General features: G+C 67.2%; 20 protein-coding genes and 1 tRNA gene. 7 read left to right on the forward strand and 14 right to left on the reverse strand.

Annotated features, from left to right (window positions below):
* Positions 1 to 203 precede the first annotated feature (203 nt).
* Positions 204 to 1,610, forward strand: coding sequence for an LCP family protein (locus tag AZH51_RS06455; RefSeq protein WP_291522504.1), 1,407 nt, complete (start codon positions 204 to 206; stop codon positions 1,608 to 1,610).
* 88 nt (positions 1,611 to 1,698) lie between these two features.
* Here AZH51_RS06455 and AZH51_RS06460 read toward each other — a convergent pair whose 3' ends face one another.
* Positions 1,699 to 1,902: a cold-shock protein gene (locus AZH51_RS06460; RefSeq protein WP_109687934.1), complete on the reverse strand. Its 204-nt coding sequence runs from the start codon at positions 1,900 to 1,902 to the stop codon at positions 1,699 to 1,701.
* Positions 1,903 to 2,102: 200 nt separating this feature from the next.
* On the reverse strand, positions 2,103 to 3,032 hold the full coding sequence (locus AZH51_RS06465) for a LysR family transcriptional regulator (RefSeq protein WP_291522505.1): 930 nt from the start codon (positions 3,030 to 3,032) through the stop codon (positions 2,103 to 2,105).
* Positions 3,033 to 3,114: 82 nt separating this feature from the next.
* On the opposite strand from AZH51_RS06465, the gene AZH51_RS06470 reads away from it, so the two are divergent.
* From AZH51_RS06470 to AZH51_RS06480, 3 genes are read left to right on the forward strand one after another with little or no spacing between them, the layout of a single operon-like run.
* On the forward strand, positions 3,115 to 4,353 hold the full coding sequence (locus AZH51_RS06470) for an MFS transporter (protein WP_291522506.1): 1,239 nt from the start codon (positions 3,115 to 3,117) through the stop codon (positions 4,351 to 4,353).
* A 50-nt stretch (positions 4,354 to 4,403) separates the two neighbouring features.
* Positions 4,404 to 5,987 (forward strand): FMN-binding glutamate synthase family protein, encoded by a 1,584-nt coding sequence (locus tag AZH51_RS06475; RefSeq protein WP_291522507.1) that lies wholly within the window; start codon positions 4,404 to 4,406, stop codon positions 5,985 to 5,987.
* A 25-nt stretch (positions 5,988 to 6,012) separates the two neighbouring features.
* Positions 6,013 to 7,737 (forward strand): thiamine pyrophosphate-dependent enzyme, encoded by a 1,725-nt coding sequence (locus AZH51_RS06480; protein WP_291522508.1) that lies wholly within the window; start codon positions 6,013 to 6,015, stop codon positions 7,735 to 7,737.
* 3 nt (positions 7,738 to 7,740) lie between these two features.
* On the opposite strand, the gene AZH51_RS06485 is transcribed toward AZH51_RS06480, so the two are convergent.
* The 4 genes from AZH51_RS06485 to AZH51_RS06500 all read right to left on the reverse strand — a co-directional run bounded on the left by AZH51_RS06485 (position 7,741) and on the right by AZH51_RS06500 (position 9,882).
* The gene (locus AZH51_RS06485) at positions 7,741 to 8,979 is read right to left on the reverse strand and encodes an amidohydrolase (RefSeq protein WP_291522509.1); all 1,239 of its coding nucleotides are present in this window, start codon (positions 8,977 to 8,979) and stop codon (positions 7,741 to 7,743) included.
* Positions 8,980 to 9,015: 36 nt separating this feature from the next.
* On the reverse strand, positions 9,016 to 9,264 hold the full coding sequence (locus tag AZH51_RS06490; protein WP_291522510.1) for a hypothetical protein: 249 nt from the start codon (positions 9,262 to 9,264) through the stop codon (positions 9,016 to 9,018).
* Between the two features lie 30 nt (positions 9,265 to 9,294).
* The gene (locus AZH51_RS06495) at positions 9,295 to 9,615 is read right to left on the reverse strand and encodes an antitoxin (RefSeq protein WP_291522511.1); all 321 of its coding nucleotides are present in this window, start codon (positions 9,613 to 9,615) and stop codon (positions 9,295 to 9,297) included.
* Positions 9,616 to 9,795: 180 nt separating this feature from the next.
* Positions 9,796 to 9,882, reverse strand: a tRNA-Ser gene (locus tag AZH51_RS06500).
* A gap of 72 nt (positions 9,883 to 9,954) precedes the next feature.
* Between AZH51_RS06500 and AZH51_RS06505 the strand changes: the two genes are divergently transcribed.
* On the forward strand, positions 9,955 to 10,365 hold the full coding sequence (locus AZH51_RS06505; protein ID WP_291522512.1) for a hypothetical protein: 411 nt from the start codon (positions 9,955 to 9,957) through the stop codon (positions 10,363 to 10,365).
* A gap of 137 nt (positions 10,366 to 10,502) precedes the next feature.
* Entirely contained in the window at positions 10,503 to 10,778 is a 276-nt protein-coding gene (locus AZH51_RS06510) for an HU family DNA-binding protein (protein ID WP_109687920.1), read from the forward strand.
* A 56-nt stretch (positions 10,779 to 10,834) separates the two neighbouring features.
* On the opposite strand, the gene AZH51_RS06515 is transcribed toward AZH51_RS06510, so the two are convergent.
* The 3 genes from AZH51_RS06515 to cysK all read right to left on the reverse strand — a co-directional run bounded on the left by AZH51_RS06515 (position 10,835) and on the right by cysK (position 13,513).
* The gene (locus AZH51_RS06515) at positions 10,835 to 11,806 is read right to left on the reverse strand and encodes a phosphotransferase (RefSeq protein WP_291522513.1); all 972 of its coding nucleotides are present in this window, start codon (positions 11,804 to 11,806) and stop codon (positions 10,835 to 10,837) included.
* A gap of 142 nt (positions 11,807 to 11,948) precedes the next feature.
* A complete protein-coding gene (epsC, locus tag AZH51_RS06520; RefSeq protein ID WP_291523009.1) occupies positions 11,949 to 12,533 on the reverse strand; it encodes a serine O-acetyltransferase EpsC in 585 nt (194 codons plus the stop codon).
* A gap of 53 nt (positions 12,534 to 12,586) precedes the next feature.
* Complete coding sequence (gene cysK / locus AZH51_RS06525; RefSeq protein WP_291522514.1) at positions 12,587 to 13,513, reverse strand: cysteine synthase A; 927 nt, start codon at positions 13,511 to 13,513, stop codon at positions 12,587 to 12,589.
* A 192-nt stretch (positions 13,514 to 13,705) separates the two neighbouring features.
* Here cysK and AZH51_RS06530 point away from each other — a divergent pair, with 192 nt between their 5' ends.
* Positions 13,706 to 15,988: a (Fe-S)-binding protein gene (locus AZH51_RS06530; protein WP_291522515.1), complete on the forward strand. Its 2,283-nt coding sequence runs from the start codon at positions 13,706 to 13,708 to the stop codon at positions 15,986 to 15,988.
* Between the two features lie 23 nt (positions 15,989 to 16,011).
* On the opposite strand, the gene AZH51_RS06535 is transcribed toward AZH51_RS06530, so the two are convergent.
* The 5 genes from AZH51_RS06535 to AZH51_RS06555 all read right to left on the reverse strand — a co-directional run bounded on the left by AZH51_RS06535 (position 16,012) and on the right by AZH51_RS06555 (position 22,310).
* Positions 16,012 to 17,505 (reverse strand): hypothetical protein, encoded by a 1,494-nt coding sequence (locus AZH51_RS06535; RefSeq protein WP_291522516.1) that lies wholly within the window; start codon positions 17,503 to 17,505, stop codon positions 16,012 to 16,014.
* Positions 17,502 to 18,218 carry a hypothetical protein gene (locus AZH51_RS06540; RefSeq protein ID WP_291522517.1) on the reverse strand — a complete coding sequence of 239 codons (717 nt, stop codon included), beginning with the start codon at positions 18,216 to 18,218 and terminating at the stop codon, positions 17,502 to 17,504. Before AZH51_RS06540 ends, AZH51_RS06535 begins: the two co-directional genes overlap by 4 nt.
* The gene (locus tag AZH51_RS06545) at positions 18,215 to 18,523 is read right to left on the reverse strand and encodes a hypothetical protein (RefSeq protein ID WP_291522518.1); all 309 of its coding nucleotides are present in this window, start codon (positions 18,521 to 18,523) and stop codon (positions 18,215 to 18,217) included. Before AZH51_RS06545 ends, AZH51_RS06540 begins: the two co-directional genes overlap by 4 nt.
* A 77-nt stretch (positions 18,524 to 18,600) precedes the next feature.
* The gene (locus AZH51_RS06550) at positions 18,601 to 20,520 is read right to left on the reverse strand and encodes an ABC transporter ATP-binding protein (protein WP_291523011.1); all 1,920 of its coding nucleotides are present in this window, start codon (positions 20,518 to 20,520) and stop codon (positions 18,601 to 18,603) included.
* A gap of 59 nt (positions 20,521 to 20,579) precedes the next feature.
* On the reverse strand, positions 20,580 to 22,310 hold the full coding sequence (locus AZH51_RS06555) for an ABC transporter ATP-binding protein (RefSeq protein WP_291522519.1): 1,731 nt from the start codon (positions 22,308 to 22,310) through the stop codon (positions 20,580 to 20,582).
* Positions 22,311 to 22,330: the final 20 nt, after the last annotated feature.

The following is a 22,330-nucleotide window of genomic DNA, read 5'->3' on the forward strand; positions in this document are numbered from 1 at the left end:
GAGACTTTTCGATGCCAGAACACCCTGGCACCCCTGGGGGGAACGGCGGGTTCACAGCACACCGGCTGCCGGGGCAGGGCGCAGCGGGTAGTCGCACACAGTCCCCGCAGACGACGCCGGCGTCGGACGACGTCCCGGCGAGTCGGCACGCCGCGCGCACGGTGCGTTCCTATGACGTACGCCGAGCGCTGACTTTGATCGCCATGAGCACCCTGATCCCGGGGCTGGGGCTGATCTTCACCAAGGCCCGCCGCGTCGGCATCGCTCTGCTCGGTGTGTTCGTAGTCGCTGCCGTGGTGCTGGGATTCGTGCTATTCAAAGGCGGAGTCGTCCAAGGTGCGGGTCGGCTCGGAACCGGTAAGGGCCTGTGGTTCCTGCTCTTCCTCTTTGCCATCGGCGGCCTGCTCTGGCTGGCCGGCATCCTGCTGACCGCCCGCGAGACGATGGATCTGCGCTGGCCGAAGCAGACCAAATGGTTGCAACGCGGTTTTGCCTTCGTCATGTGCCTTCTCGTCGCTGCTCCGGCCACCGCCGCCACTCGGTACGTGTTGGTCACGCAGGACACGTTCAACACCATCTTCACCGATCACACCAACACCACCGCGCATGGCCCGGTGACCGGCGACGACCCGTGGGCCGATACTCCCCGGGTCAACTTGCTGCTGATCGGCTCGGACGCGGGGGCCGACCGTTGGGCGGTGCGGACCGACTCGCTGATGGTAGCCAGCATCAACACGCGGACCGGCGATACGACGCTGATCAGCATCCCGCGCAACTTCGAGGGTGTTCCTTTCCCCGAGGACAACCCGCTGCACAAGATCTACCCGGACGGTTTCCGTTGCCCTCAGCACGCGTGTCTGATGGACGCAGTGTGGGTCGAGGCCGAGTACAACCACCGCGATCTGTTCCCTGACTCCGACAGCCACCCGGGGTGGACCACGACCAAGCAGGTCGTTGGCGAGATCACCGGCCTGCCCATCGACTACAGCGTCGTGGTGAACCTCGCCGGCTTTCAACAGCTGGTCGACGCCATGGGCGGGGTCTATATCAATGTGCCGAAGGGCGGAATCGCCATTGGCGGCAAGCTGACCGCGAACGGCTACGTCATCCCCGGCAGCATCACCGGCCGGATCCCGGAGGGTTATCACAAACTCGATGGCTACCAGGCCTTGTGGTACTCCCGTAGCCGGGTCGAGAACGGCGACGATGACCGGACCCGTCGTCAGCGCTGCATGGTCAACGCGCTCATCGGTCAGGCCAGCCCCATGACCTTCCTGACCAACTTCGTCAGCATCATGAACGTCGCCAAGAACAACATCTCCCTGGATATGCCGCAGGACGACCTGCCGGCGTTCGCCCAACTGGCGGAGACCATGAAGAAGGGCAACGTTCGCACGGTCAACATCACGACCAAGAACAATGCGCACGTCGACTTCGACCACGTACGCGAGTTGGTCGCCGAAGGCATCGGGAAACCGCACGATGCGAAGGCTCCCACTCCCACTTCATCGCAGTCGCCCAAGCCCAGCGCGACGACCACCACGACACCCCAGTCTCCGGGGTCGTCGACCTCGACGACGGCCATCTCGGACACCGTGGACAGCTGCTGATCCAGCAGTGCACAGAAGGCCCCGGCAACCAAGAGGTTGCCGGGGCCTTCTGCTGAGACGACCTAACGGTCGTTCATGAAGTCTGCGGTCAGACAGCGACGACGTTGGTCGCCTGCGGGCCCTTGTCGCCCTGGGTGATCTCGAACTCGACGCGCTGCGCCTCGTCCAACGACCGGTAACCCTGGGTCTGGATCGCGGTGTAGTGGACGAAGACGTCCGGGCCGCCGCCATCCTGGGCGATGAAGCCGAAGCCCTTTTCAGCGTTGAACCACTTGACGGTTCCCTGTGCCATGCGGGGTAACTCTCTTCTGTGAAGCGTTGATTCCGGTGGCCCACCTTGTGTGGAACACCGAGCCGCACTCACCACCCCCCGCGTGCACCACACCGAAATATGGCCCTGACGCAAAAATGCCCGCATCGGCGGGCACCTCTTCGTCGTGCGAGGAACTGCAACTGCAACTGCACTGAACTTAGCACGATCCCCCGGAACTCCTACCCTTGCGACGTCGGTGAATTCCGGGTGAACTCCTCAATGGCGCCACCACGCTGTCGCGTCCACGCCCGCAGCAGAGCGGCAAATGCCGCGACGGCGGGCGAGGGTTGCTCTGGTCGCCGCACCAACAGCAACTCCCACGACGGCACCCCGCGGACCGGGACAATGCTCAGCCCCGCCGTGTCATCCACCGGCACCGGCACCACCGCGACACCCAGTCCCGCGCGCACGTACGCCGGCACCGTGCCCAGGTCAGGCACCTCGACCGCCACCCGGCGCTGACCGCCGGCGGCTTCCACCAGGGAGTCCAGTTGGTCCCGCGTACCGAACCCGCGCGGCATATCGATGAACGGCTCCGCCATCAGGTCTGCCACCGCCAACTCCCGACGACCGGCCAGGGCGTGCGTGGCCGGCAGCACCGCGACGTACGGCTGCTCGGTCAGCCGCACCACGTCCAGTCCGGACAGCAACCCGTGGTGCAACCCGACCAGCGCCAGGTCCAGCCGCCCCCGGCGCAGGTCCGCGGCCAGGCCGGTCGAGCCACGCGGCGACACCGACATCTGGACATCCACCAGGGGGTTCTCCTGCTGGAACCGCGCGATCGCCGACGGCAGTTGCAACCAGGCCAGATTCGTGATGACTCCGAGTCTCAGCCGGCCCCGGATGCCCGCCCTGGTCTGCGCACCCTGCTCGCCCAATCGACGTACGCCGAGCATCACCTCCCGCGCGATCGGTACCGACTGCTCGCCCAGCGGCGTCAACCGCACCGTGCGCGTCGAGCGCTCGAACAGGGCGCCGCCGAGTTGCCGCTCGAGGGCGGCGATGCCCGCCGACACCGTTGACTGGGCCGCCTGCACGCGCGCCGCGGCCCGGGTGAAGTTGAGCTCCTCGGCGACCGCCACGAAGAACTCCAGGTGACGGGTGTCCATCCCTCAATAATCGCCTATATCGATCACTGCGATCAAGATTGTCCGTTGGACACGATCACTGGTTGCTCCGCACCATGGGCATATGACTACTGCCACCCAACCCGCGGGACCCGCCTGCGCGACCGACCGGTCGGCCCACGGGCGCGGCTTCTGGCTGCTCGCGGCGACCTTCATGACGCTGATGGCGTTCACGACCGTCCCGACACCGATCTATCACTACTACCAGGAGCGCGACGGCTTCCCGACCTTCGTGATCACGCTCATCTTCGCCGCGTACGGCATCGGCGTGATGGTCGGTCTGTACTTCGCAGGACATCTGAGCGATGTGCACGGCCGGCGCCGGATGCTCGCCGCGGCGATCGGGCTGACCATCATCAGCGCAGCGGTCTTCGTCCTCTCCCAGGACACTCCGGCGCTGCTGGTCGCCCGACTGATCTCCGGACTGGCCATCGGCGTCCTGACGCCCACCGCCACGGCCGCGCTCGGAGAGCTCGCCGCCGCGCACCGTCCGGACCGGTCGCCGGCCTTCGCCTCGACCGTGGCGACCGTCGTCAACACCGGCGGCCTGGCCCTCGGACCGCTGATCGGCGGCCTGCTCGTCACCTTCCTGCCCGACCCCATGATCATCCCGTACGCCGTGTTCCTGGCGCTGGCTATCCTCACGACCGCGGCGCTCTGGGCGACTCCCGAAACCGTGAATCCGGTTGCCCCGCAGGACCGGCCGGCCTACCGGCCACAGCAGGTCGCACTGCTGCCAGAGGGTCGGGCGTCGTTCCGCGCGGCCGCGCTGTCTGCCGGGGCGGCCTTCTCGGTCCTGGGCTTCTTCACCTCACTGACCGGAACCTTCGTCGGGCGGGTGCTCGGGTACGGCGCACCGCTGGTCACCGGCTCGATCGTCTTCGGTGTGCTCGGCATGTCCGCGCTGGTGCAGGTCCTGCTCAGTGGCCTGGACCAACGCACCCGCCTCATCACCGGAGTGGTGGCGATCATCGCCGGCCTGGCGTTGGTCGCGGTGGCGGCACTGGTGCGCAATCTGCCGCTCTTCGTGATCGCCGGTCTCGCGGCGGGCGCTGGTGTGGGGTTGATCTTCCAGGCCTCCGTCGCGACGGCAGTGCGCTTCAGCCGGCCCGAGGCTCGAGGTGGGACGCTCGCGGGACTGTTCCTCGCGGCGTACGTCGGCATCACCCTGCCGGTGATCGCGGTCGGCGTGGTCGCGACGTGGTGGTCGATCCCCACGGTCCTGGTGGTCTTCGCGGCCCTGGTCGCGGTGGTGATCGCGGCGTGCGCGCCGGTCATGCTGCGCAGCGCGCGCCCCGCCTGAAGGTTCACCTGACCGGGTAAAGGACCAGCTGGCGGTGGTAGGACGGTCGCGTGCTGCGCTTCTACGTCCTGGTCGTCCTCGGCTTTCTCGGCATCGTCAGCGCGACGGTCGCGGCGATCGGCGGCTGGGCGTGGTGGGTGCTGGTCGTGGTCATCGTCTTCTTCTTCGCGGTGGCCGTCTACGACGTGGTCCAGAAGAAGCACGCGGTGCTGCGCAACTACCCGGTCTTCGGCCATCTGCGCTTCCTGATGGAGGCCATCCGCCCGGAGATGCAGCAGTACTTCATCGAGCGCAACTTCGACGGCCGGCCCTACGACCGCAACACCCGCACGACGATCTACCAGCGCGCGAAGGGGATCAAGGGTGAGCACCCGTTCGGCACCGAGCGCGACCTGTATGAGGTGGGCTACGAATACCTGGTGCACTCGACCGCCCCGGTGAAGACGATGGACGACCCGCCCCGGGTGCGGATCGGTGGCCCGGACTGCACGCAGCCGTACGACATGGCACTGCTCAACGTGAGTGCGATGTCGTTCGGTGCGCTGTCCGCCCGGGCGATCGAGGCGCTCAACCGCGGCGCGAAGGCCGGTGGGTTCGCTCATGACACCGGCGAGGGTGCGATCAGTCCCTACCACCGGCTCGGCGGTGGTGACCTCGTGTGGGAGGTCGGGTCGGGCTACTTCGGCTGCCGGACCAAGGACGGTGGCTTCGACGAGCAGGAGTTCGCCAAGAAGGCCGCCGACCCCCAGGTGAAGATGGTGCATCTGAAGCTGTCGCAGGGTGCCAAACCGGGTATCGGCGGGGTGCTGCCCGGCCCGAAGGTGACCAAGGAGATCGCCGAGACGCGCGATGTCCCGCAGGGACAGACCGTCGTCTCGCCCGCCTATCACCAGGTCTTCAGCACCCCGCGCGAACTGGTCCGCTTCATCGGCCACATGCGGGATCTTGCCGACGGCAAGCCCACCGGCTTCAAGCTGTGTCTCGGCTCGCGCACGGACTTCCTGGCAATCTGCAAAGCCATGTTGGAGGAGCAGGTCTACCCCGACTTCATCACGGTCGACGGCGCCGAAGGCGGCACCGGTGCGGCGCCCGTTGAGTATTCGGACCACGTGGGGATGCCGCTCACCGAGGGACTGATGACCGTGCACAACGCCCTGATCGGGGTGGGCCTGCGCGACCAGATCAAACTGGGCGCCTCCGGCAAAGTGTCCACCGGGGTCGACGTGGTGAAGCGACTGATCCAGGGTGCTGACTACCTCAACGCCGCCCGGGCCATGATGATGGCGGTCGGCTGCATCCAGGCGCAGGAATGCGACAAGAACACCTGCCCCGTAGGCGTCGCGACCCAGGATCCGCGCCGCCAACGTGCCCTGGACGTGCCATCCAAGGCGCAACGGGTCACCGACTACCAGCAGGGCACCGTCCACCAGGCGATGCAGATCGTGGCGTCGATGGGTCTGCACTCCTTCGAGGAGTTGCGCCCGCACATGCTGCGCCGGCGGATCAACCACGGCACGATCCAGTCCTACGCCGAGATCGTGCGGGGCCTCCAACCGGGTGAACTGCTCACCGCCACTCCGCAAGACTGGGTGCGGGACTGGGAAGCCGCCGATCCGGACCGCTTCGTCCCGTGAGAATCGCTTCACGACAGGAGATCTCGTGACCACCATCGCAGACCTGATCATCACCGCACTGGCAGAGCACGGCGTACGTCACGTCTGGGGCGTGGTCGGTGACGCGCTGAACCCGGTCACCGACGCGATCCGCCGCGAGGACCGTATCGCGTGGATGGGCGTGCGACACGAGGAGGCCGCGGCCTTCGCCGCGAGCGCCCAGTCGCAGCTGACCGGCGACCTGGGCGTCTGCATGGGGACGGTAGGGCCGGGCGCCATCCACCTGCTCAATGGCCTGTACGACGCGAAGAAGTCCCACACGCCCGTCCTGGCGATCTGTGGTCAGGTGCCGCGAGAGTCCATGGGCAGCGACTTCTTCCAGGAGGTCGACAACGACAAGTTGTTCGCCGACGTCGCGGTCTTCTGCCAGACCCTGGTCGGACCGGAGCAGGTCCCGAATCTCATCGAGCGTGCGGTGAATGCCGCTGTGTCGCAACGTGGCGTGGCCGTGCTCACCCTGCCCGGAGACGTCGGCGGCCTGGACATCCCCGAGGACACCCCAGTGCCGCAGTTCGTGTCGACCGCGCCGACCCCGGTGCCCGAAGCGGCTGCTGTCACCGCAGCCGTCGAAGCCCTCAACGGTGTGTCGAAGGTGACCCTGCTGGTGGGGATGGGTGCCCGGGATGCCCGCGACCAGGTGCTGCAGTTGGCCGAGCGCTTGTCGGCACCGATGGTGCTCACCCTCAAGGGCAAGGAAGGCCTCGAGCACGAAAACCCCTACGAGATAGGTCAATCCGGGCTGATCGGCAATCCCGCGACCGCACTCGCGTTCTCCACCTGCGACGCGCTGGTGATGGTCGGCACCGACTTCCCCTACACCGAGTTCCTGCCCGAGGGTAAGACCGTGGTGCAACTGGATCTGCGCGGATCGCACATCGGGCGTCGTACTCCGGTCACCCACCCGATCGTGGGCGACGCCGCCCTCGGGCTGGAGGCGATGCTGTCCGCACTGCGGCCCAAGACGGACACTGCTCACCTGGACGCAGCCCGCAAAATCTACGAGAAGTGGCGGGACGGGCAGCAGCACTTCACCGATCCGGCGTACGAACACAAGGGATTCGGGATCTTCCGCCGGAAGGTCGATAACCCCGACGAGCGGATCCGCCCCGAGTTGCTGGCGGCCGCGGTGGACCGGCACGCCACCGACGATGCGATCTTTACGTCCGACACCGGGATGTCGACCGTGTGGCTGGCGCGGTTCGTGCGGTTCCGGGGCACGCGACGGCTGATCGGCTCGTACAACCTGGGATCGATGGCCAATGCGATGCCACAGGCGCTCGGTGCGCAGGCGTTGGACCGCTCCCGGCAGGTGATCTCCTTCAGTGGTGACGGCGGTCTCTCGATGCTGCTGGGCGACCTCATCACCGCGGTGACGCATTCGCTGCCCATCAAAGTGGTGCTCTTCGATAACGGCCGCCTGGGCATGGTGAAGTTGGAGATGGAACAGGTCGGACTGCCGGAGTTCGGCACGGTGCTGCACAACCCTGACTTCGCTGCGGTCGCTAATGCGCTGGGGCTCAAGGGAATTCGTGTCACCGATCCGAACGACGTCGACTCGGCCGTCGCCGAGGCGCTGGCCTTCGACGGCCCGGTGCTGCTCGACGTACTGACCAACCCCGACGAGATCTCGGTGCCCCCGAAGCCGTCGTTCGCCCAGATGAAGGGTTTCGCGATCGCCAAGAGCAAGGAGTTCGCGGCCTCGCCGGAGTGAGATTCAGGTCGACAACCACGCCTTCGCGGCCGACTGCAGCGCGGCGACACCGATCTGCAGCGTCGGGGTGACGACCGGCGCGAAGAGCGGAGAATGGTTGGAGGGCAGGTCGCCGACCATCTTGCGGAGGTCCTCGATGGATGTGGCGCCGGTGAACAGCTCCGGGTCGGCTCCGCCAAGGATCCAGAAGGCCAGTGGCGCATTCGCGGCCAGCGCGAGGACGCTGACGTCCTCACTGCCGGTGACCGGGCCGGGTGGCGCCTGGATCACCTGCGGCAGGTCGTTGGCGAAGGCGGCACGTACCTGGGCAGCCGCCGCGGCGTCGTTGACGACCGCCGGGAAGGACTCGACCAGCTCGATCGTCGGCTCCTGGGTCGCCCCGCTGGCCGCCGCTTCCGCGCGGGTGACCCGTTCGATGGCCGCGACAACACGGTCACGCACCGCCACGTCGTACGTTCGCACGGTCAGCCGCAACTCGGCGGTGTCGGGGATGACATTGAACGCCGGGCCGCCGGAGTTCAGTGCTGCCACGGACACCACGGCCATCTCGGTACCGGCCACCTCACGGGCCACGATGCCCTGCAGACGGACGGTCAGCGACGCGGCCATCAGCACCGGATCGATGGTCGTCTCCGGTCGGGATCCGTGCCCGCCCGCGCCGTACAACGTGATCAGGATGGCGTCGCACGCGGCGAATGATGCCCCGTCCTGCACCCCGAGGAAACCGGCGGGCGCCGGGGCCACGTGCTGACCCAGCACGACGTCGGGGACGGGTGCGATCTCGAACAGACCCGCCTCGAGCATGGCATCCGCGCCGGCGCCGACCTCCTCCGCTGGCTGGAAGACGGCGACCACCGTGCCGCTCCAGCTGTCGTCCGCGGCGAGCGCGTGGACCGCCCCGATCAAGCAGGCGGTGTGTACGTCGTGTCCGCAGGCGTGCATGACCGGCACCGTGCCGCCGTCGCTGGCCGTGGCGGACTGAGTGCTCGCATACGGCAGACCGGTCTCCTCCTTGACCGGTAGCGCGTCCATATCGGCCCGCAACAGCACGGTGGCCCCGGCGCCGCGGCGCAGGACGCCGACAACCCCCGTTCCACCGACGCCGGTAGTGACCTCGAAGCCGGCGCGCGCCAGGTGATCAGCGGCGATCGCGGCCGTGCGGGTCTCCTGGAAGGACAACTCCGGATGCTGGTGCAGATCGCGGTAGACGTCGGCGATCTCGGTATCGCTCAGCAGGGGCATCGTTGCCACCTCCGGTGTTATCCGCCGGCGGGCCGGCTATCTCCCGCCGAATCGTTGCTTCACGGTCAGCCAGGGCCAGAGGGAACCGGCAACGACACCACCGGCGAACAGCACGAGGAACCACACCCAGCCAGGCATCCCCCAATGCAGACCCAAGAAGTGCAACGTAGCGGTCGTTGTGTTGGAGAAGATGAAGATCAACGCCAATATCACGATGATCGCTGCGGTGATGGTGCGCGCGTTGATGTAGTTGCGCCCGCTGCTACTGGCCGGTGCTGTGCTCATGACCCACCCCTATTGTCAGACGGTCGAGCGTCAGTCGGAGAGCTTGTCCTGCGCAGCGTCCTGGGCGTCGTCGACCTTGTCGGCGAGGCTGTCCCCCGACTTGTCGTCAACGATATCGCCGACCTTGTCAGTCGCGTCGCCCAGCTTCTCCTTGCCCTCTGCGACCAACTCGCCGATCTTGTCCTTGGCGTCATCGACGAAGTCGCCGACCTTGTCGGTCACCTCGGAGAACTTACCGCCGGTCTTCTCGTCGGCGAACTCCTCCGTGGCGTCGTAGGCCTCGGAGAACTTCTCCTGGCCCGCCTTCAGCAGCTGCTCGGCCTTTTCCTTGGCCTCTTCCAGAAAACCCATGACGACTCCTCTACCTGTCCTCTACCTCGCTCGGGTGCGTCCACTGTGCAATGTGACGCGGCGGCCGCGCTTCGCTGCGAGGGCCATCACTAATGGTACGAAGCGTCTCGTAAGCAGCGGTGGGAATGTCGGAAAGTGTTGAAGTACACCGCGGGCCCCGCCGGGGTCGGCCCGGCTCGGCGGAGGGCGTGGGATTCGAACCCACGATGGGCGTAAACCCATAGCGGTTTTCAAGACCGCCGCACTAGGCCACTATGCGAGCCCTCCATGCCGCCGCTAGACGGCAGCCCGGCCATCCTACGGGGGTTCGGGCAGCAACTCATCGGCGATACTGGAGCTATGAAGAAGCTGACCTTGCTCACCGGAGCCGCCATCGGATATGTGCTCGGAGCACGGGCCGGACGCGAGCGTTACGAGCAGATCAAGGCATCTGCCGGGCGGGCGTGGCGTAGCGACACCGTGCAGCAGCAGGTCGGCAAAGCCACCGACCAGATCAAGCAGAAGGGCCCGGAGGTCGCGGCCGCCGCCGGCCAGGCCGCTGCTCGGGGAGCAGCCGATGCAGCGAAATCCGCTCTGGCAGCGGGGTTTTCGGCTGCAACGAGCACCAAGCCGCGAGGTTCGGTGCTGCACGGCGACCTGGCTGACGAGACACCCTTGGTGCGGGGCACGGTCGCGGACGGATCGTCGTACGACGCGCCCGGCGAGGACGCACCGCATGAGGTGGTCGGCGCCGCCGACGGCCCCCACTGATCAGGCCGCTACCGCCCGAAATCCGCGAAATTCCGCCGATATATGGTGGACTGTCGTCAGGACCGCAGAGTCGCGACCCTGTGGCCCGTCGTCAGGTGCCCGACCCCGGGCGCACCGGATAAGAGACAGGACCATCCATGAACCGCACTGACCTCGCGAGCACGATCGCTCAGCGCACTGGCGTCACCGTCAAGGACGCTACTGCCGTGATCGCCGGCCTCAACGACGTGATCCTCGAGGCCATCGGCCGCGGCGAGAAGATCCAGCTGCCGGGTCTGCTGACCATCGAGCGCGTCGAGCGTTCCGCGCGCACCGGTCGCAACCCGCAGACCGGCGCCGAGATCCAGATCCCGGCCTCCCACGCCGCCAAGATCACCGCCGGCAGCAAGCTGAAGGCTGCCGCCAAGGGCTGAACCCGTCACACCCTGAAGCGCCCCACCGCCATCCGGTGGGGCGCTTCGACACTTTCTCAAGCGCCAGCGCGCCCGTCGTACTGCGCCAGCCGTCGATCAGCGGCCGCGATCTGATCCGGGTTGTCAACGAACGCGAAGTAGGCGAGGTGACACAACCCGATGTGCACGGCGCACGCCCGCAGCCGCAGATCGAACAGGTCGGCAAGCGGATCCGTGGCCGCGAACCGTTCCGTCGCCCGAGCCCGTACGTCGTGTGTGGCCAGAGCGGGATGCCAGGGTGACCAGAAGTCCAGCCACGCAATGTCGTACAGGTAGTCACCTGCGAACAGGCAACCCCAGTCGAAGACCCCGTGGAGCTGCGAACCATGCTGCGACACAAGGACGTTGCCGTGCAGCAGGTCGGAGTGCACGAAGCTGCGCGGCGGCTCGACACCGTCCATCAGCTCACCGAGGAACTCCAACCCGGCGTGGAACGAACGATCACCAGTCGGCGACGCGGCCAAGCGCGGCGCCCAACCACCGCCACGGCCCCTCGGATCATCCTGCAGGTCGGTGAGCCACTCGCGCCACGGTTTGGCGTCGCCCACGATGTCAGGATCGAAGGGCAGCACCAGCCCGGCAGCGTCGACCATCGTCGGCACCGTGACCTCCAGCGGGATCTGTCGCAGCGCGTCGATCGCGTCGAAGACGAGTGGTAGCGCCCGCCCCCAGGCCGCAGCGTCGAGGTCCTCCAGGAACAGGCCGTACCGGCGCCCGGTCACCATCGCGAACTGGTCGTCGACGGGCAGGATCGCGTACGCCGGCGGCACGGGCAGCCCCGGTCGCTGCCAGCCACTGGCGAGCGCGTCCTTGGCGAAATCGTCCAGATGGGAGCCGACCCGCACCACCACAGGAGTCGCGACGCCCTCGATCGTTGCGTGGGTGGTGTAGGCCCGCGACCACGCCCCACTGCGGTCCACCGGGATCAGCGGTCCGACCAGGGTCAGCCGCTCAGCCACAGCCGCAGTCAGGCGCGAGAGCGAGATCACCCTTGCAGGCTAGAAGCCGGGGTCGCCGGGGAGCGAACCGTTTTCGGGCGCGGATTCAGGAGGGATCCAGCATTCGGGAGCCGATTGGAGCTGGGCTGTCCTCCCACAACCTGGATAGCTCCCAGATCCTCGGGGGTGGGGCTCAGATGTAAACCGCTGGATCGGCGTACGGGTCCAGGTCGTTCTTGGTGGGGAACCGCACCGTTGCCGGGATACCGGTGGCCACCGCAGCGGGAGGTACGTCGCGCACCACCACCGCGTTGGCCCCGATCTGGGCCTCGTCCCCGATCCAGATCGGTCCGAGCACGCGAGCACCCGCCCCGATGGTCACCCCGTCGCCCACCGTGGGGTGCCGCTTGACCCGCTCCATCGAGCGGCCGCCCAGCGTCACACCGTGATAGATCATCACGTCGTCGCCGACCTCAGCGGTCTCCCCGATCACAACCCCCATGCCGTGGTCGATGAAGAACCGGCGCCCGATCGTGGCGCCGGGATGGATCTCGACCCCCGTCAGCGAGCGAGCGGTCTGGGCGGTCAGGCGCGCGGGCAGTCGCCACCGGCCACCACGCTGCCACATGGAATGTGCAACCCGATGGACCCAAATGGCCTGCAGGCCAGGCGAGGTCAGCGCGGTTTCGAGCCGGGATCCGGACGCCGGGTCCCGCACGATCGCGGCATCGATGTCCTCCACCACGGTGGACCGGACAGCAGTGAGCCGCCCGCGCAGCCCGCGAGGTGCGGGCTGCGTGGTGCGGTTCAGGAAGGAGAAGGCCACGAAGATCAGTCGACCAGACCCTCGAAGAGGATTGTCGACAGGTAGCGCTCACCGAAGGAGGGGATGATCACGACGATCGTCTTGCCGGCGTTCTCCGGGCGGGTGGCCACCTGGTTGGCGGCCGCGAGCGCGGCACCGGAGGACAGTCCGACCAGCAGACCCTCTTCCGTGGCGGCCTTGCGGGCCCACTCGACCGAGGTCTGCGCGTTGACGTCGATGACCTCGTCGTAGATGTCGGTGTTCAGGATCTCCGGCACGAAGTTGGCGCCGATGCCCTGGATCTTGTGCGGGCCGGGCTGGCCGCCGTTGAGGATCGGGGACTCCTCCGGCTCGACGGCGATGATCTGCACGGACGGCTTGCGGGACTTCAGGACCTCGCCGACACCGGTGATGGTGCCGCCGGTGCCGATACCGGCCACGACGATGTCGACCTCACCGTCGGTGTCCTTCCAGATCTCCTCGGCCGTGGTCTGGCGGTGGATCTCGGGGTTGGCGGCGTTGGCGAACTGCCGGGCGAGTACGGCGCCCCGCTCCTTCACGATCTCGTCCGCCTTGTTGACGGCGCCCTTCATACCCTCCGAGCCCGGCGTCAGCACCAGCTCGGCGCCGAAGGCCCGCAGCAGTGCGCGGCGCTCCTTGCTCATCGTCTCCGGCATCGCCAGAACCACCTTGTAGCCCTTGGCCGCGCCGACCATGGCCAGCGCGATACCGGTGTTGCCGGAGGTCGCTTCCACGATGGTGCCGCCCGGCTTGAGTTCACCGCTGTCCTCGGCCGCCTTGATGATCGCCGCACCGATGCGGTCCTTCACCGAGGCCCCGGGGTTGCTGTACTCCAACTTCGCCGCCACGATCGCGTCGGAGTCAATGAGGCGGTTGATCCGGACCAGCGGCGTGTTGCCGATGGCCTGGGTGACGTCGTCGAGAATCGGCATCGCAGGTCCTTCTGGGCTGAGGCGCGGCGCACACGGTTGTCCGCGCGGGTTGGTTATAGACATTCCAACACTGTGTTATCCATCGCGCAAACCAATCCCGCACATCGGGCGGTCCGTTCGCGCCTCCCGGCAGGAACGGCTACCCCTCAGACGGAAGTTACCGGCGGGTAGCGGGTGTTTAGACTAGCCCCTATGTCAGCACTGCAGATCGTGGCAGCCGTCATCGCCCTGGGCCTGACCGCGGTCGCCGTTGTTTTGGTCACGCGGACGGTCCTGGAGATGATCGCTACCTTCCGCGTCGGCAAGCCGGACTCGCGTTCGGATCACCCGGCCGCGCGCACCCAGACCCTGTTACGCGAGTTCCTCGGACACACCCGGATGTCCCGGTTGCCGGTGGTCGCAGCCGCGCACTGGGTCACGATGATTTCCTTCATCGTCTTGTCCCTGGCGGTGTTGCAGTCCTACTTCCAGATCTTCAAGCCCGATTTCGTGCTGCCGATCATCGGCCACTTCTTCCTGTGGGGCTGGATCGTGGACCTGCTGGGCTGGTTCGGGCTGATCGGTATCTCGCTGCTGATCCTGAACCGCGTGAAGCGCCACCCCGCGCGAGCACCGGGCAAGGACGGGCGCTACTCGCGGTTCTTCGGCTCGACGTTCTGGCAGGCCTACTTCGTCGAGATCGTGATCCTGGTCGAGATCCTGTGCGTGCTGACGTTGCGGGGGCTGGAGTACGCCCTGGAGTCCCATGAGGGCGACAGCGCCGCCGACCTGCTGCACTACCCGCTGACCGCTTGGTACGGCCACTTCTTCGCCAACCTCTCCACCGAGAGCCTCAAGCAACTGATCGTCGTGATCTCGCTCATCAAGATCGTCACCGCGATGGTGTGGCTGATCGTGATCGCCAGCAACGTGACGATGGGTGTGGCCTGGCACCGCTTCCTGGCCTTCTTCAACATCTGGTTCAAGCGGCACCCGAAGGGCCGGACCTCGCTGGGCGCGCTCCAGCCGATGAAGGTCGATGGCCAGGTCGTGACCATGGAGGCCCTGGAGGATCTCGACGAGGACGCCACCTTGGGGGTGGGCAAACTCGAGGAGTTCACCTGGAAGGGTCTACTGGACTTCTCGACCTGCACCGAGTGCGGCCGCTGCCAGAGCCAGTGCCCGGCCTGGAACACCGAGAAGCCGCTGTCGCCGAAGTTGCTGATCATGACGCTGCGCGAGCACGCCCACGCCAAGGCGCCCTACCTCAAGGCCGCCGAGGACGCTCGCGCGAGCCTGCCGGAAGCGACGACCGCGCTGGCCGAACTGCCACTGATCGGCGAGACCGGCTATGACGTGCTCAATCCGCTGACCGCCTACAACCCGCACGGCCCGGACGCCGTCATCGACCAGGACGTGCTCTGGTCGTGTACGACGTGTGGCGCCTGTGTGGAGCAGTGCCCGGTGGACATCGAGCACGTCGATCACATCGTCGACATGCGCCGCTACCAGACCCTGATCGAGTCGGCCTTCCCCAGCGAGCTGGGCGGCCTGTTCAAGAACCTCGAGGGCAAGGGCAACCCGTGGGGCATGTCCCCGCGGGCCCGCCTGGACTGGGCCAAGGGACTGCCGTTCGAGGTCAAGGTCTTCGGTCAGGACGTGGAGAACCTCTCCGAGGTCGACTACCTGTTCTGGGTCGGCTGCGCCGGGGCGTACGAGGACCGGGCCAAGAAGACCACCCGCGCCGTCGCGGAGCTGTTGGACACCGCCGGGGTCAACTTCGCCGTACTCGGCGACGGGGAGTCCTGCACCGGTGACTCGGCCCGTCGCGCGGGCAACGAGATGCTCTTCCAGGCCCTGGCCAGCCAGAACGTCGAGACGCTCAACGAGGCCGGCGCGACCAAGATCGTCGTCACCTGCCCGCACTGCTTCAACACGCTGAAGAACGAATACCCCCAGCTGGGCGGCAATTACGAAGTCGTGCACCACACGCAACTGCTGAACCGCCTGGTGCGCGACAAGCGGCTCGTGCCGGTCGCGCGACCGGAGCAGGCTGACGTGTCCGGAGCGGCGTCCACCGCACCGAGCGTTACCTACCACGACCCGTGCTATCTGGGTCGGCACAACGGTGTCTACGCCCCGCCGCGCGAACTCATCGGCTCCCTACCGGGCGTCGAGTTGCGCGAGATGGAGCGCGCCGGTGAGAAGTCGTTCTGCTGCGGCGCCGGCGGCGCCCGCATGTGGATGGAGGAGAAGCTCGGCTCGCGGATCAACCTCAACCGCACCAAGGAGGCCGTCGCCACCGGCGCCGACCGGATCGCCATCGGCTGCCCGTTCTGTCGCGTGATGATCACCGACGGGTTGACCTCCGAGCAGGCCAACGGCGACGCCCGCCCGGAGGTCGAGGTCGTCGACGTGGCCAACATGCTGCTGGCCGCCGTACGCCGCGGGCAGGTCGACGAGCCCGTCGCCGCCGGAGCCAGCGCCGCCCAGTAGGACTCACGCCCAACCCGATCGCGTCAGCGCGGGGGAAGCACCGGGGGCGGGTTCCACAGCTGGGGTTGGGCCGGCTTGGGTGGCGGCGGCTTGGGTGGCGCCGGCGCCGGGCCCGGTCGCTGCAGTTCGAAGGTGTACGTCGTGGCGGTGCCCCCGAGGAAGACCCCGTCCGCGCGCTGGTAGAAGTCGCGGGCAGCGATCACCTCGGTGTCGTGGCCCAGCAACTCGTGCGCCCGTGTGGCGTAGCCGTGGGAGTCGTGGGTGGCAAAGTTGTTCGCGGCGTCGGTCGGGGCGTCGCAACTGATCTGCGCCCGGTTGATCCGGTTGGCCGTGTCCTGGTTGTCCCCGTGGTGCACCACGTCCCCTCTGATGCCGATGTCCAACCCGTTCACCTGCGCCGGAAGATCCATTCCGGTCACCGGGGAAGCGAACGTGACCACCTCACGGACGTTCATCTCCTTGGCCAGCTGCGGGTCGCGGCCGATGCTGGCGGCAACGATCCCGCCCTCGCTGTGCCCGGTGAGCAGCACCGGCTCACTTCCCGGCTTCACTCCCGCCTGCCGTTGCGCTGCTGAAAGTGCCTGTTGGACAGCAGGTTTGAGCGAGGAGGACATCCCGGCCATCAACCGCAGGTCCCCGGTCACGTCGGCGGGGTTGGACTGTGAGACGGGCGACCACTGGGCAGTTCCGGGGATGGCGACGACCCACGCGCCGGTGCCGTCGGGTTGCTGGATGTGCCGCACCAGGATGCGCTCGCGGTCGCTCGGTGACCGGCCGGCCACGTTGATGTCATCGACCAGACCACCAAGATCCTTCGGACCGGCACCGTTCGGCGTACGCGACGAGATCTGGTTGACGGTCAACGGTGTCGAGTCCTGGAACAACCCGAACAGCTCCCCCGCCCACACCATGGCGGCCAGTTGTTGCTCCGTCGACAGCACCTCCAGGCCAGCAGGGTTGAGCGTGGTGTGCAGCAATAACGTCAGGTCACCGGTCAGACCCTCCGTGCCGGGGATGACGTCGTGGTCACTACCGAGATGACGGGCACCGAAGTTGATCGCCGTGCCGGCCAGTTCGTAGGGAAGCTTCACCGGCAACAGAGCCTCTTGCAGGCGCAGCATGAGTTGCCGGGCCAACACCTCGTTCGCGTCGTAGAGATCGGCGGCGATCCGCACCAAGCGGGCCAGGGCCTCGGTGCGCAGGACCAGCGCGCCGAGGCCGGTCGGCCCCATCGTCAGGGCCGCCACCTGGCAGGCGATGTCGGCTGCGGAACCCGGCGACATGATCGTCCCCGCCGCGGGCATCCGCAGCATGGCCGCGGTCAGACCGCCCCACGTGTCCCGGGCGACATCACCGCTGCGGTCGAGTAGGTCCGCGGCCGTCCGCAGACCGGCCGTATCAGCGGCGACCGACTGCGAACCGCCGGCGCTGGTGCAGAACCCAGCGCTGACCGGTGGCGCCTGTCGCGGCTCCCCCGGGATCCCGGCGAACCGGTGGTGGGTGTCCACCTCGCTCACGCCGCTTCCTTCCTGAAAAGGGGATCGCAGATGGCGTTCAACATGGCTTGCAGCGACAGCGCACCGACCGGCTCGAACGTCAGCTCGCCATGACCGGCGGGGGACAGCAGCCCCCACCCGGAGCGCAGTGCGATGGCGTTGAGGATCGACACCGCTGCACCCGGCAACCCCTCGAGCTGCAACTGCTGCGCGGTCCCGATCCCGGCCGCGCCGACCTGCCCCGAGCGCAGCACGGTCACCGTGAGTTGCCCACTCGCGCCGAAGGCGAAGTCCCGCAGCCACTCCGGGACGCGTTCCCAACCCGCAACTCCCAGAGCGGCGTCGACCTGCGCGGGGTCACCGGTCCGGATCGCTTCGGCGACCAGCAACGCCTCTGCCGCGCCGACCGGTCCGTGCGTCGCCGCGGGCAGGCAGTCGGTGAACCGCAGGTCGGCGTCGCCCTCGACCGCCAGTTGCAGATCGATCAACTCGGTCACCAGCGACCAGGCCGGTCCGCTGGCGATCAGGGCCGACGGGATCTGCTCGGGAAGACCGCTGCCGGGCGGAAGGGTGAATCGCACTGAGTCGTAATCGCGTTCGCGACCACCGGCCAGGAGGACCTCCGTGGCGGATCCGGTGTGGGCAGTGGCCACCAGGAACGTACGCCGATCCGCACCTATCCGGGTCAGCGCGTCCCACCAGGTCAGATCCGACTCACGGATGCGCGCGCTCACCACGAGATCCCCGGCACCAGCAGCTCGACCGGGTTGCTGACCTGCAACAGGTTGCTCAGGGCGCGCTCGTGGTCCTCGACGTGGCGGGCGTGGGACAGCAGTGCGTCGTGCAACCGGTCCAGGTCCCCGGACAGTTGACGATAGTCGACTGCTCGGTCGTGAATCTGCGAATGGTATTGCGCCGCAGCCGAACCCGACCATCGAACCATGGCCCGCTGCGCCACTCTGGTGCTCTCGGCACGTAACTCCTGCGCCATGGTGGCGACGGCGCGCGCCACGTCGCGAATGATCTCGGCATCGTCCATGGGGGAACGCTAGGCAAGGTAGCGGCGGCCGCGCAGAGCACAGCACCGCAGCCTGTGGAGAACCGTGCAAGGAACGATCAGACGGTGACGGACTCGTCCTCGTCGGCGACGGCGGCGCCTTCGAACTGCGCCATATAGAGGTTGTAGTAGGCGCCGCCGGCCGCCAGCAGCGACTCGTGGTCCCCCTGCTCGACGATGTTCCCGTCCTCCATGACCAGAATGGTGTCAGCGTCGCGGATCGTCGAGAGCCGGTGTGCGATCACGAAACTCGTGCGATCCGAGCGCAGTGCGGCCATGGCGTCCTGCAGCATCACCTCGGTACGGGTGTCCACCGAGCTGGTTGCCTCATCCAGGATCAGCAACGCCGGATCCGCGAGGAATGCGCGTGCGATGGTGATCAGCTGACGCTCACCCACCGACAGGTTCGCGGCTTCGTCATCGATCACGGTGTCGTAGCCGTTCGGCAGTGATCGCACGAAACGGTCCACGAAGGTCGCCCGCGCCGCCGCCATGATCTCGTCCTCCGTGGCGTCGAGACGGCCGTAGGCGATGTTCTCCCGGATGGTCCCGCCGAACAGCCAGGTGTCCTGCAACACCATGGCGATCCGCGACCGCAGCGCAGCCCGGGGCACGGACGCGATGTCGACGTCGTCCAGCGTGATCCGACCGCTGTCGATGTCGTAGAAGCGCATCACCAGGTTGACGAGGGTCGTCTTGCCGGCGCCGGTCGGGCCCACGATGGCAACGGTCTCACCCGGCTGCACGGTCAGGTTCAGGTTCCGGATCAGGGGCTTGCCCGCGTCGTACCCGAAGGTCACGTCCTCGAAGGCGACCTTGCCGCGCACGGCGGGCAGGTGGCCCTGCGCATCGGCGGGCTCGTCGGGGGCGTCCAGCACCTCGAAGACCCGCTCGGCGCTGGCGACCCCGGACTGCATCAGGTTGACCATCGACGCCAACTGGGTGAGTGGCTGGGTCAGTTGGCGGGTGTACTGCACGAAGGCCGTGACGTTGCCCAGCGTCATCGCGCCGGCGGCCACCTGCAGACCGCCGAGAACGCAGACCGCGACGTACTGCAGGTTGCCGACGAACATCATGATCGGCATCATCAGCCCGCTGATGAACTGGGCCCGCCAGCTGACGTCGGCGAGCTTGTCGTTGGTGGTCTTGAACGCGGCCTCGACCTCCGGCCCGCGGCCGAACACCTTGACCAGTTCGTGCGCGGTGAAGGTCTCCTCGATCCGGGCGTTGAGCGCGCCGGTCGTGGCCCACTGGGCGACGAAGAGCTTCTGCGAGCGCTTCATGATCTGCCCGGTCAGGACCAGGATCACCGGAACCACCAGCAGGGCAATGAGAGTCAGCCACCACGAGATCGTGAACATCATGATGATCACGCCGATGACGGTCAGCACGTTGACCAGCAACTGGCTGAGGGTCTGCTGCATCGACTGGCCGATGTTGTCGATGTCATTCGTGACCCGGGAGAGCAACTCCCCGCGCGGCCTGGAGTCGAGGTACTTCAACGGCAGGACGTTGATCTTGTCCTCGACGTCCTTGCGCAGCCGGTTCATCGTCTGCTGCACCGCGTAGTTCAGCAGGCGCGCCTGGATGAACTGCATCAGACCGGCCAGCAGATAGAGGCACAGCACGATCAGCAGGATCCGGCCGACGGCGCCGAAGTCGATCCCCGCACCGGGGACGAAGTGCTCCATCTTGGCGATCATGTCGGCGAAAGTGTTGTCGCCTCGGGCGCGCAGGCCGTCGACCACCTGCTGCTGGGTGGTGCCGGGCGGCACGTGTACGGCCTTGCTGATCGCGCCGCTGAAGATGCGGTCCACCGCGAGGCCGAGGATGCGGGGTCCCACGACGCTCAGCGCGACAGAGCCGATCGACAGCAACAGGATTGCGATCAACGAAGTGCGGTGCGGCGCAAGAAGTTTGAACAGCCGGACGGCGGAGCCCTTGAAGTCTTTGGTCTTCTCCCCCGGGCCGACCCCCATCCCCGGACCCCGGGCCGGGCGGGTCGGCGGCCGCTGCGTCGTGCTCTCCTCTTCCTGGCTCACGCCGCATCCACCCCCAGCTGGGACTCGACGATCTCGCGGTACGGCGTGCAGCCGGCCAACAGCTCATCGTGCGTGCCGAGGCCGACCGTCTGACCGTCCTCCAGGACCAGGATCTGATCAGCATCAGTGATCGTTGAAACCCGCTGCGCCACAATGAAAACGGTGGCATCACGGGTCACCGGCTTCAGGGCGTTGCGCAGTCGGCGGTCGGTCTGCAGGTCCAGCGCTGAGAACGAGTCGTCGAAGAGGTAGATCCGCGGCTGGGCCACCAACGCCCGGGCGATACACAGTCGCTGCCGCTGACCGCCGGACACGTTGGTCCCGCCCTGGGAGATCGGCGCTTCGAGTCCACCCTCGAGCTTGCGGACGAAGTCTGCTGCCTGGGCGATCTCCAGCGCCCGCCAGAGTTCGTCGATCGTCGCGTGCGGGTTGCCATAACGCAGGTTGCTGGCGACGGTCCCGGTGAACAGGTAGCCCTTCTGCGGCACGATGCCGATATGCCCCCACAACTGGGTCGGCTCGAGGTCGCGCACGTCCACCCCGTCGACCAGGACCGCCCCGTCGGTGGCATCGAACAACCGGGCGATCAGCGACAACAACGTCGACTTGCCGGAGCCGGTGGCACCCATGATGGCGATGGTCTGCCCGGGCTGGCCGGAGACCGAAATATCCTGCAGCACTGGCGCATCCGCACCCGGGTACTGCATCGAGGCACCGCGCAGCTCCACCTCACCGCGCAACCGGGGCGGGGTGACCGGGTGTTCGGGCGGCACGACCGAGGGCTGGGTGTCCAGCACCTGGGTGATCCGGTCGGCGGACACCGATGCCCGCGGGATCATCATGAACATGAAGGTCGCCATCATCACGGCCATCAGGATCTGGATCAGATACGTCATGTAGGCCGACAGGCTGCCGATCTCGATGTCGCCGGCATCGACCTGGTGGGCGCCAAACCACCAGACCCCGACCGTCGACAGGTTCATGATCGTGAAGACGATCGGGAACATCGACATCATCAGCCGGCCGACCCGGATCGAGGAATCGGTCAACTCATCGGTCGCGACGCCGAACCGCGCGGTCTCGAACGGCTCGCGGGTGAAGGCGCGGATCACTCGCACGCCGGTCAGGTGCTCGCGCAGGATCCGGTTGACCGTGTCCAAGCGGGACTGCACCATCCGGAACCCCGGCACCATCTTGCGCACGACCAGCGCGATGGCCACACCCATGATCGCGACCGCGAGCGCCATCAGCCAGGACAGCCCGGGGTCGGTGCGCACCGACATGATGACGCCACCAACCATCATGATCGGCGCGGACACCATCAACGTGGCACCCATCAACACCAGCATCTGCACCTGTTGGACGTCGTTGGTGCTGCGGGTGATCAGCGACGGGGCGCCGAAGGTGTTGACCTCACGGGCCGAGAACCGCCCGACCGCGTGGAAGACGCTGCCGCGCAGGTCCCGCCCCACCGACATCGCCAGGCGGGCACCGGTGTAGGCCGCACCGATGGCCGCGAACACCTGCACCACGCTGATCGCCAGCATGATCATTCCGGTGTGGGTGATGAATCCGGTGTCGCCGCGGGCGATGCCCTTGTCGATGATGTCGGCGTTCAGCGTCGGCAGGTAGAGGTTGGCGGCGACGCTGATCAACTGCAGCAGGATCAGCGCCGCAACGAAGCCCAGGTAGGGCGCGAGACGCTCGCGGATGAGTCGCAACAGCATGGTCTCAGCAGCATATGAAG

The organism is Branchiibius sp. NY16-3462-2, from assembly GCF_001594145.1.
Taxonomy (GTDB): Bacteria; Actinomycetota; Actinomycetes; order Actinomycetales; family Dermatophilaceae; genus Branchiibius.

Coding starts and splice junctions, on each gene's coding strand:
- AZH51_RS06455 (WP_291522504.1), top strand. CDS start 204: ATGAGCACCCTGATCCCGGGGCTGGGGCTGATCTTCACCAAGGCCCGC.
- AZH51_RS06460 (WP_109687934.1), bottom strand. CDS start 1,902: ATGGCACAGGGAACCGTCAAGTGGTTCAACGCTGAAAAGGGCTTCGGC.
- AZH51_RS06465 (WP_291522505.1), bottom strand. CDS start 3,032: ATGGACACCCGTCACCTGGAGTTCTTCGTGGCGGTCGCCGAGGAGCTC.
- AZH51_RS06470 (WP_291522506.1), top strand. CDS start 3,115: ATGACTACTGCCACCCAACCCGCGGGACCCGCCTGCGCGACCGACCGG.
- AZH51_RS06485 (WP_291522509.1), bottom strand. CDS start 8,979: ATGCCCCTGCTGAGCGATACCGAGATCGCCGACGTCTACCGCGATCTG.
- AZH51_RS06490 (WP_291522510.1), bottom strand. CDS start 9,264: ATGAGCACAGCACCGGCCAGTAGCAGCGGGCGCAACTACATCAACGCG.
- AZH51_RS06495 (WP_291522511.1), bottom strand. CDS start 9,615: ATGGGTTTTCTGGAAGAGGCCAAGGAAAAGGCCGAGCAGCTGCTGAAG.
- AZH51_RS06505 (WP_291522512.1), top strand. CDS start 9,955: ATGAAGAAGCTGACCTTGCTCACCGGAGCCGCCATCGGATATGTGCTC.
- AZH51_RS06510 (WP_109687920.1), top strand. CDS start 10,503: ATGAACCGCACTGACCTCGCGAGCACGATCGCTCAGCGCACTGGCGTC.
- cysK (WP_291522514.1), bottom strand. CDS start 13,513: ATGCCGATTCTCGACGACGTCACCCAGGCCATCGGCAACACGCCGCTG.
- AZH51_RS06530 (WP_291522515.1), top strand. CDS start 13,706: ATGTCAGCACTGCAGATCGTGGCAGCCGTCATCGCCCTGGGCCTGACC.
- AZH51_RS06545 (WP_291522518.1), bottom strand. CDS start 18,523: ATGGACGATGCCGAGATCATTCGCGACGTGGCGCGCGCCGTCGCCACC.
- AZH51_RS06550 (WP_291523011.1), bottom strand. CDS start 20,520: ATGGGGGTCGGCCCGGGGGAGAAGACCAAAGACTTCAAGGGCTCCGCC.
- AZH51_RS06555 (WP_291522519.1), bottom strand. CDS start 22,310: ATGCTGTTGCGACTCATCCGCGAGCGTCTCGCGCCCTACCTGGGCTTC.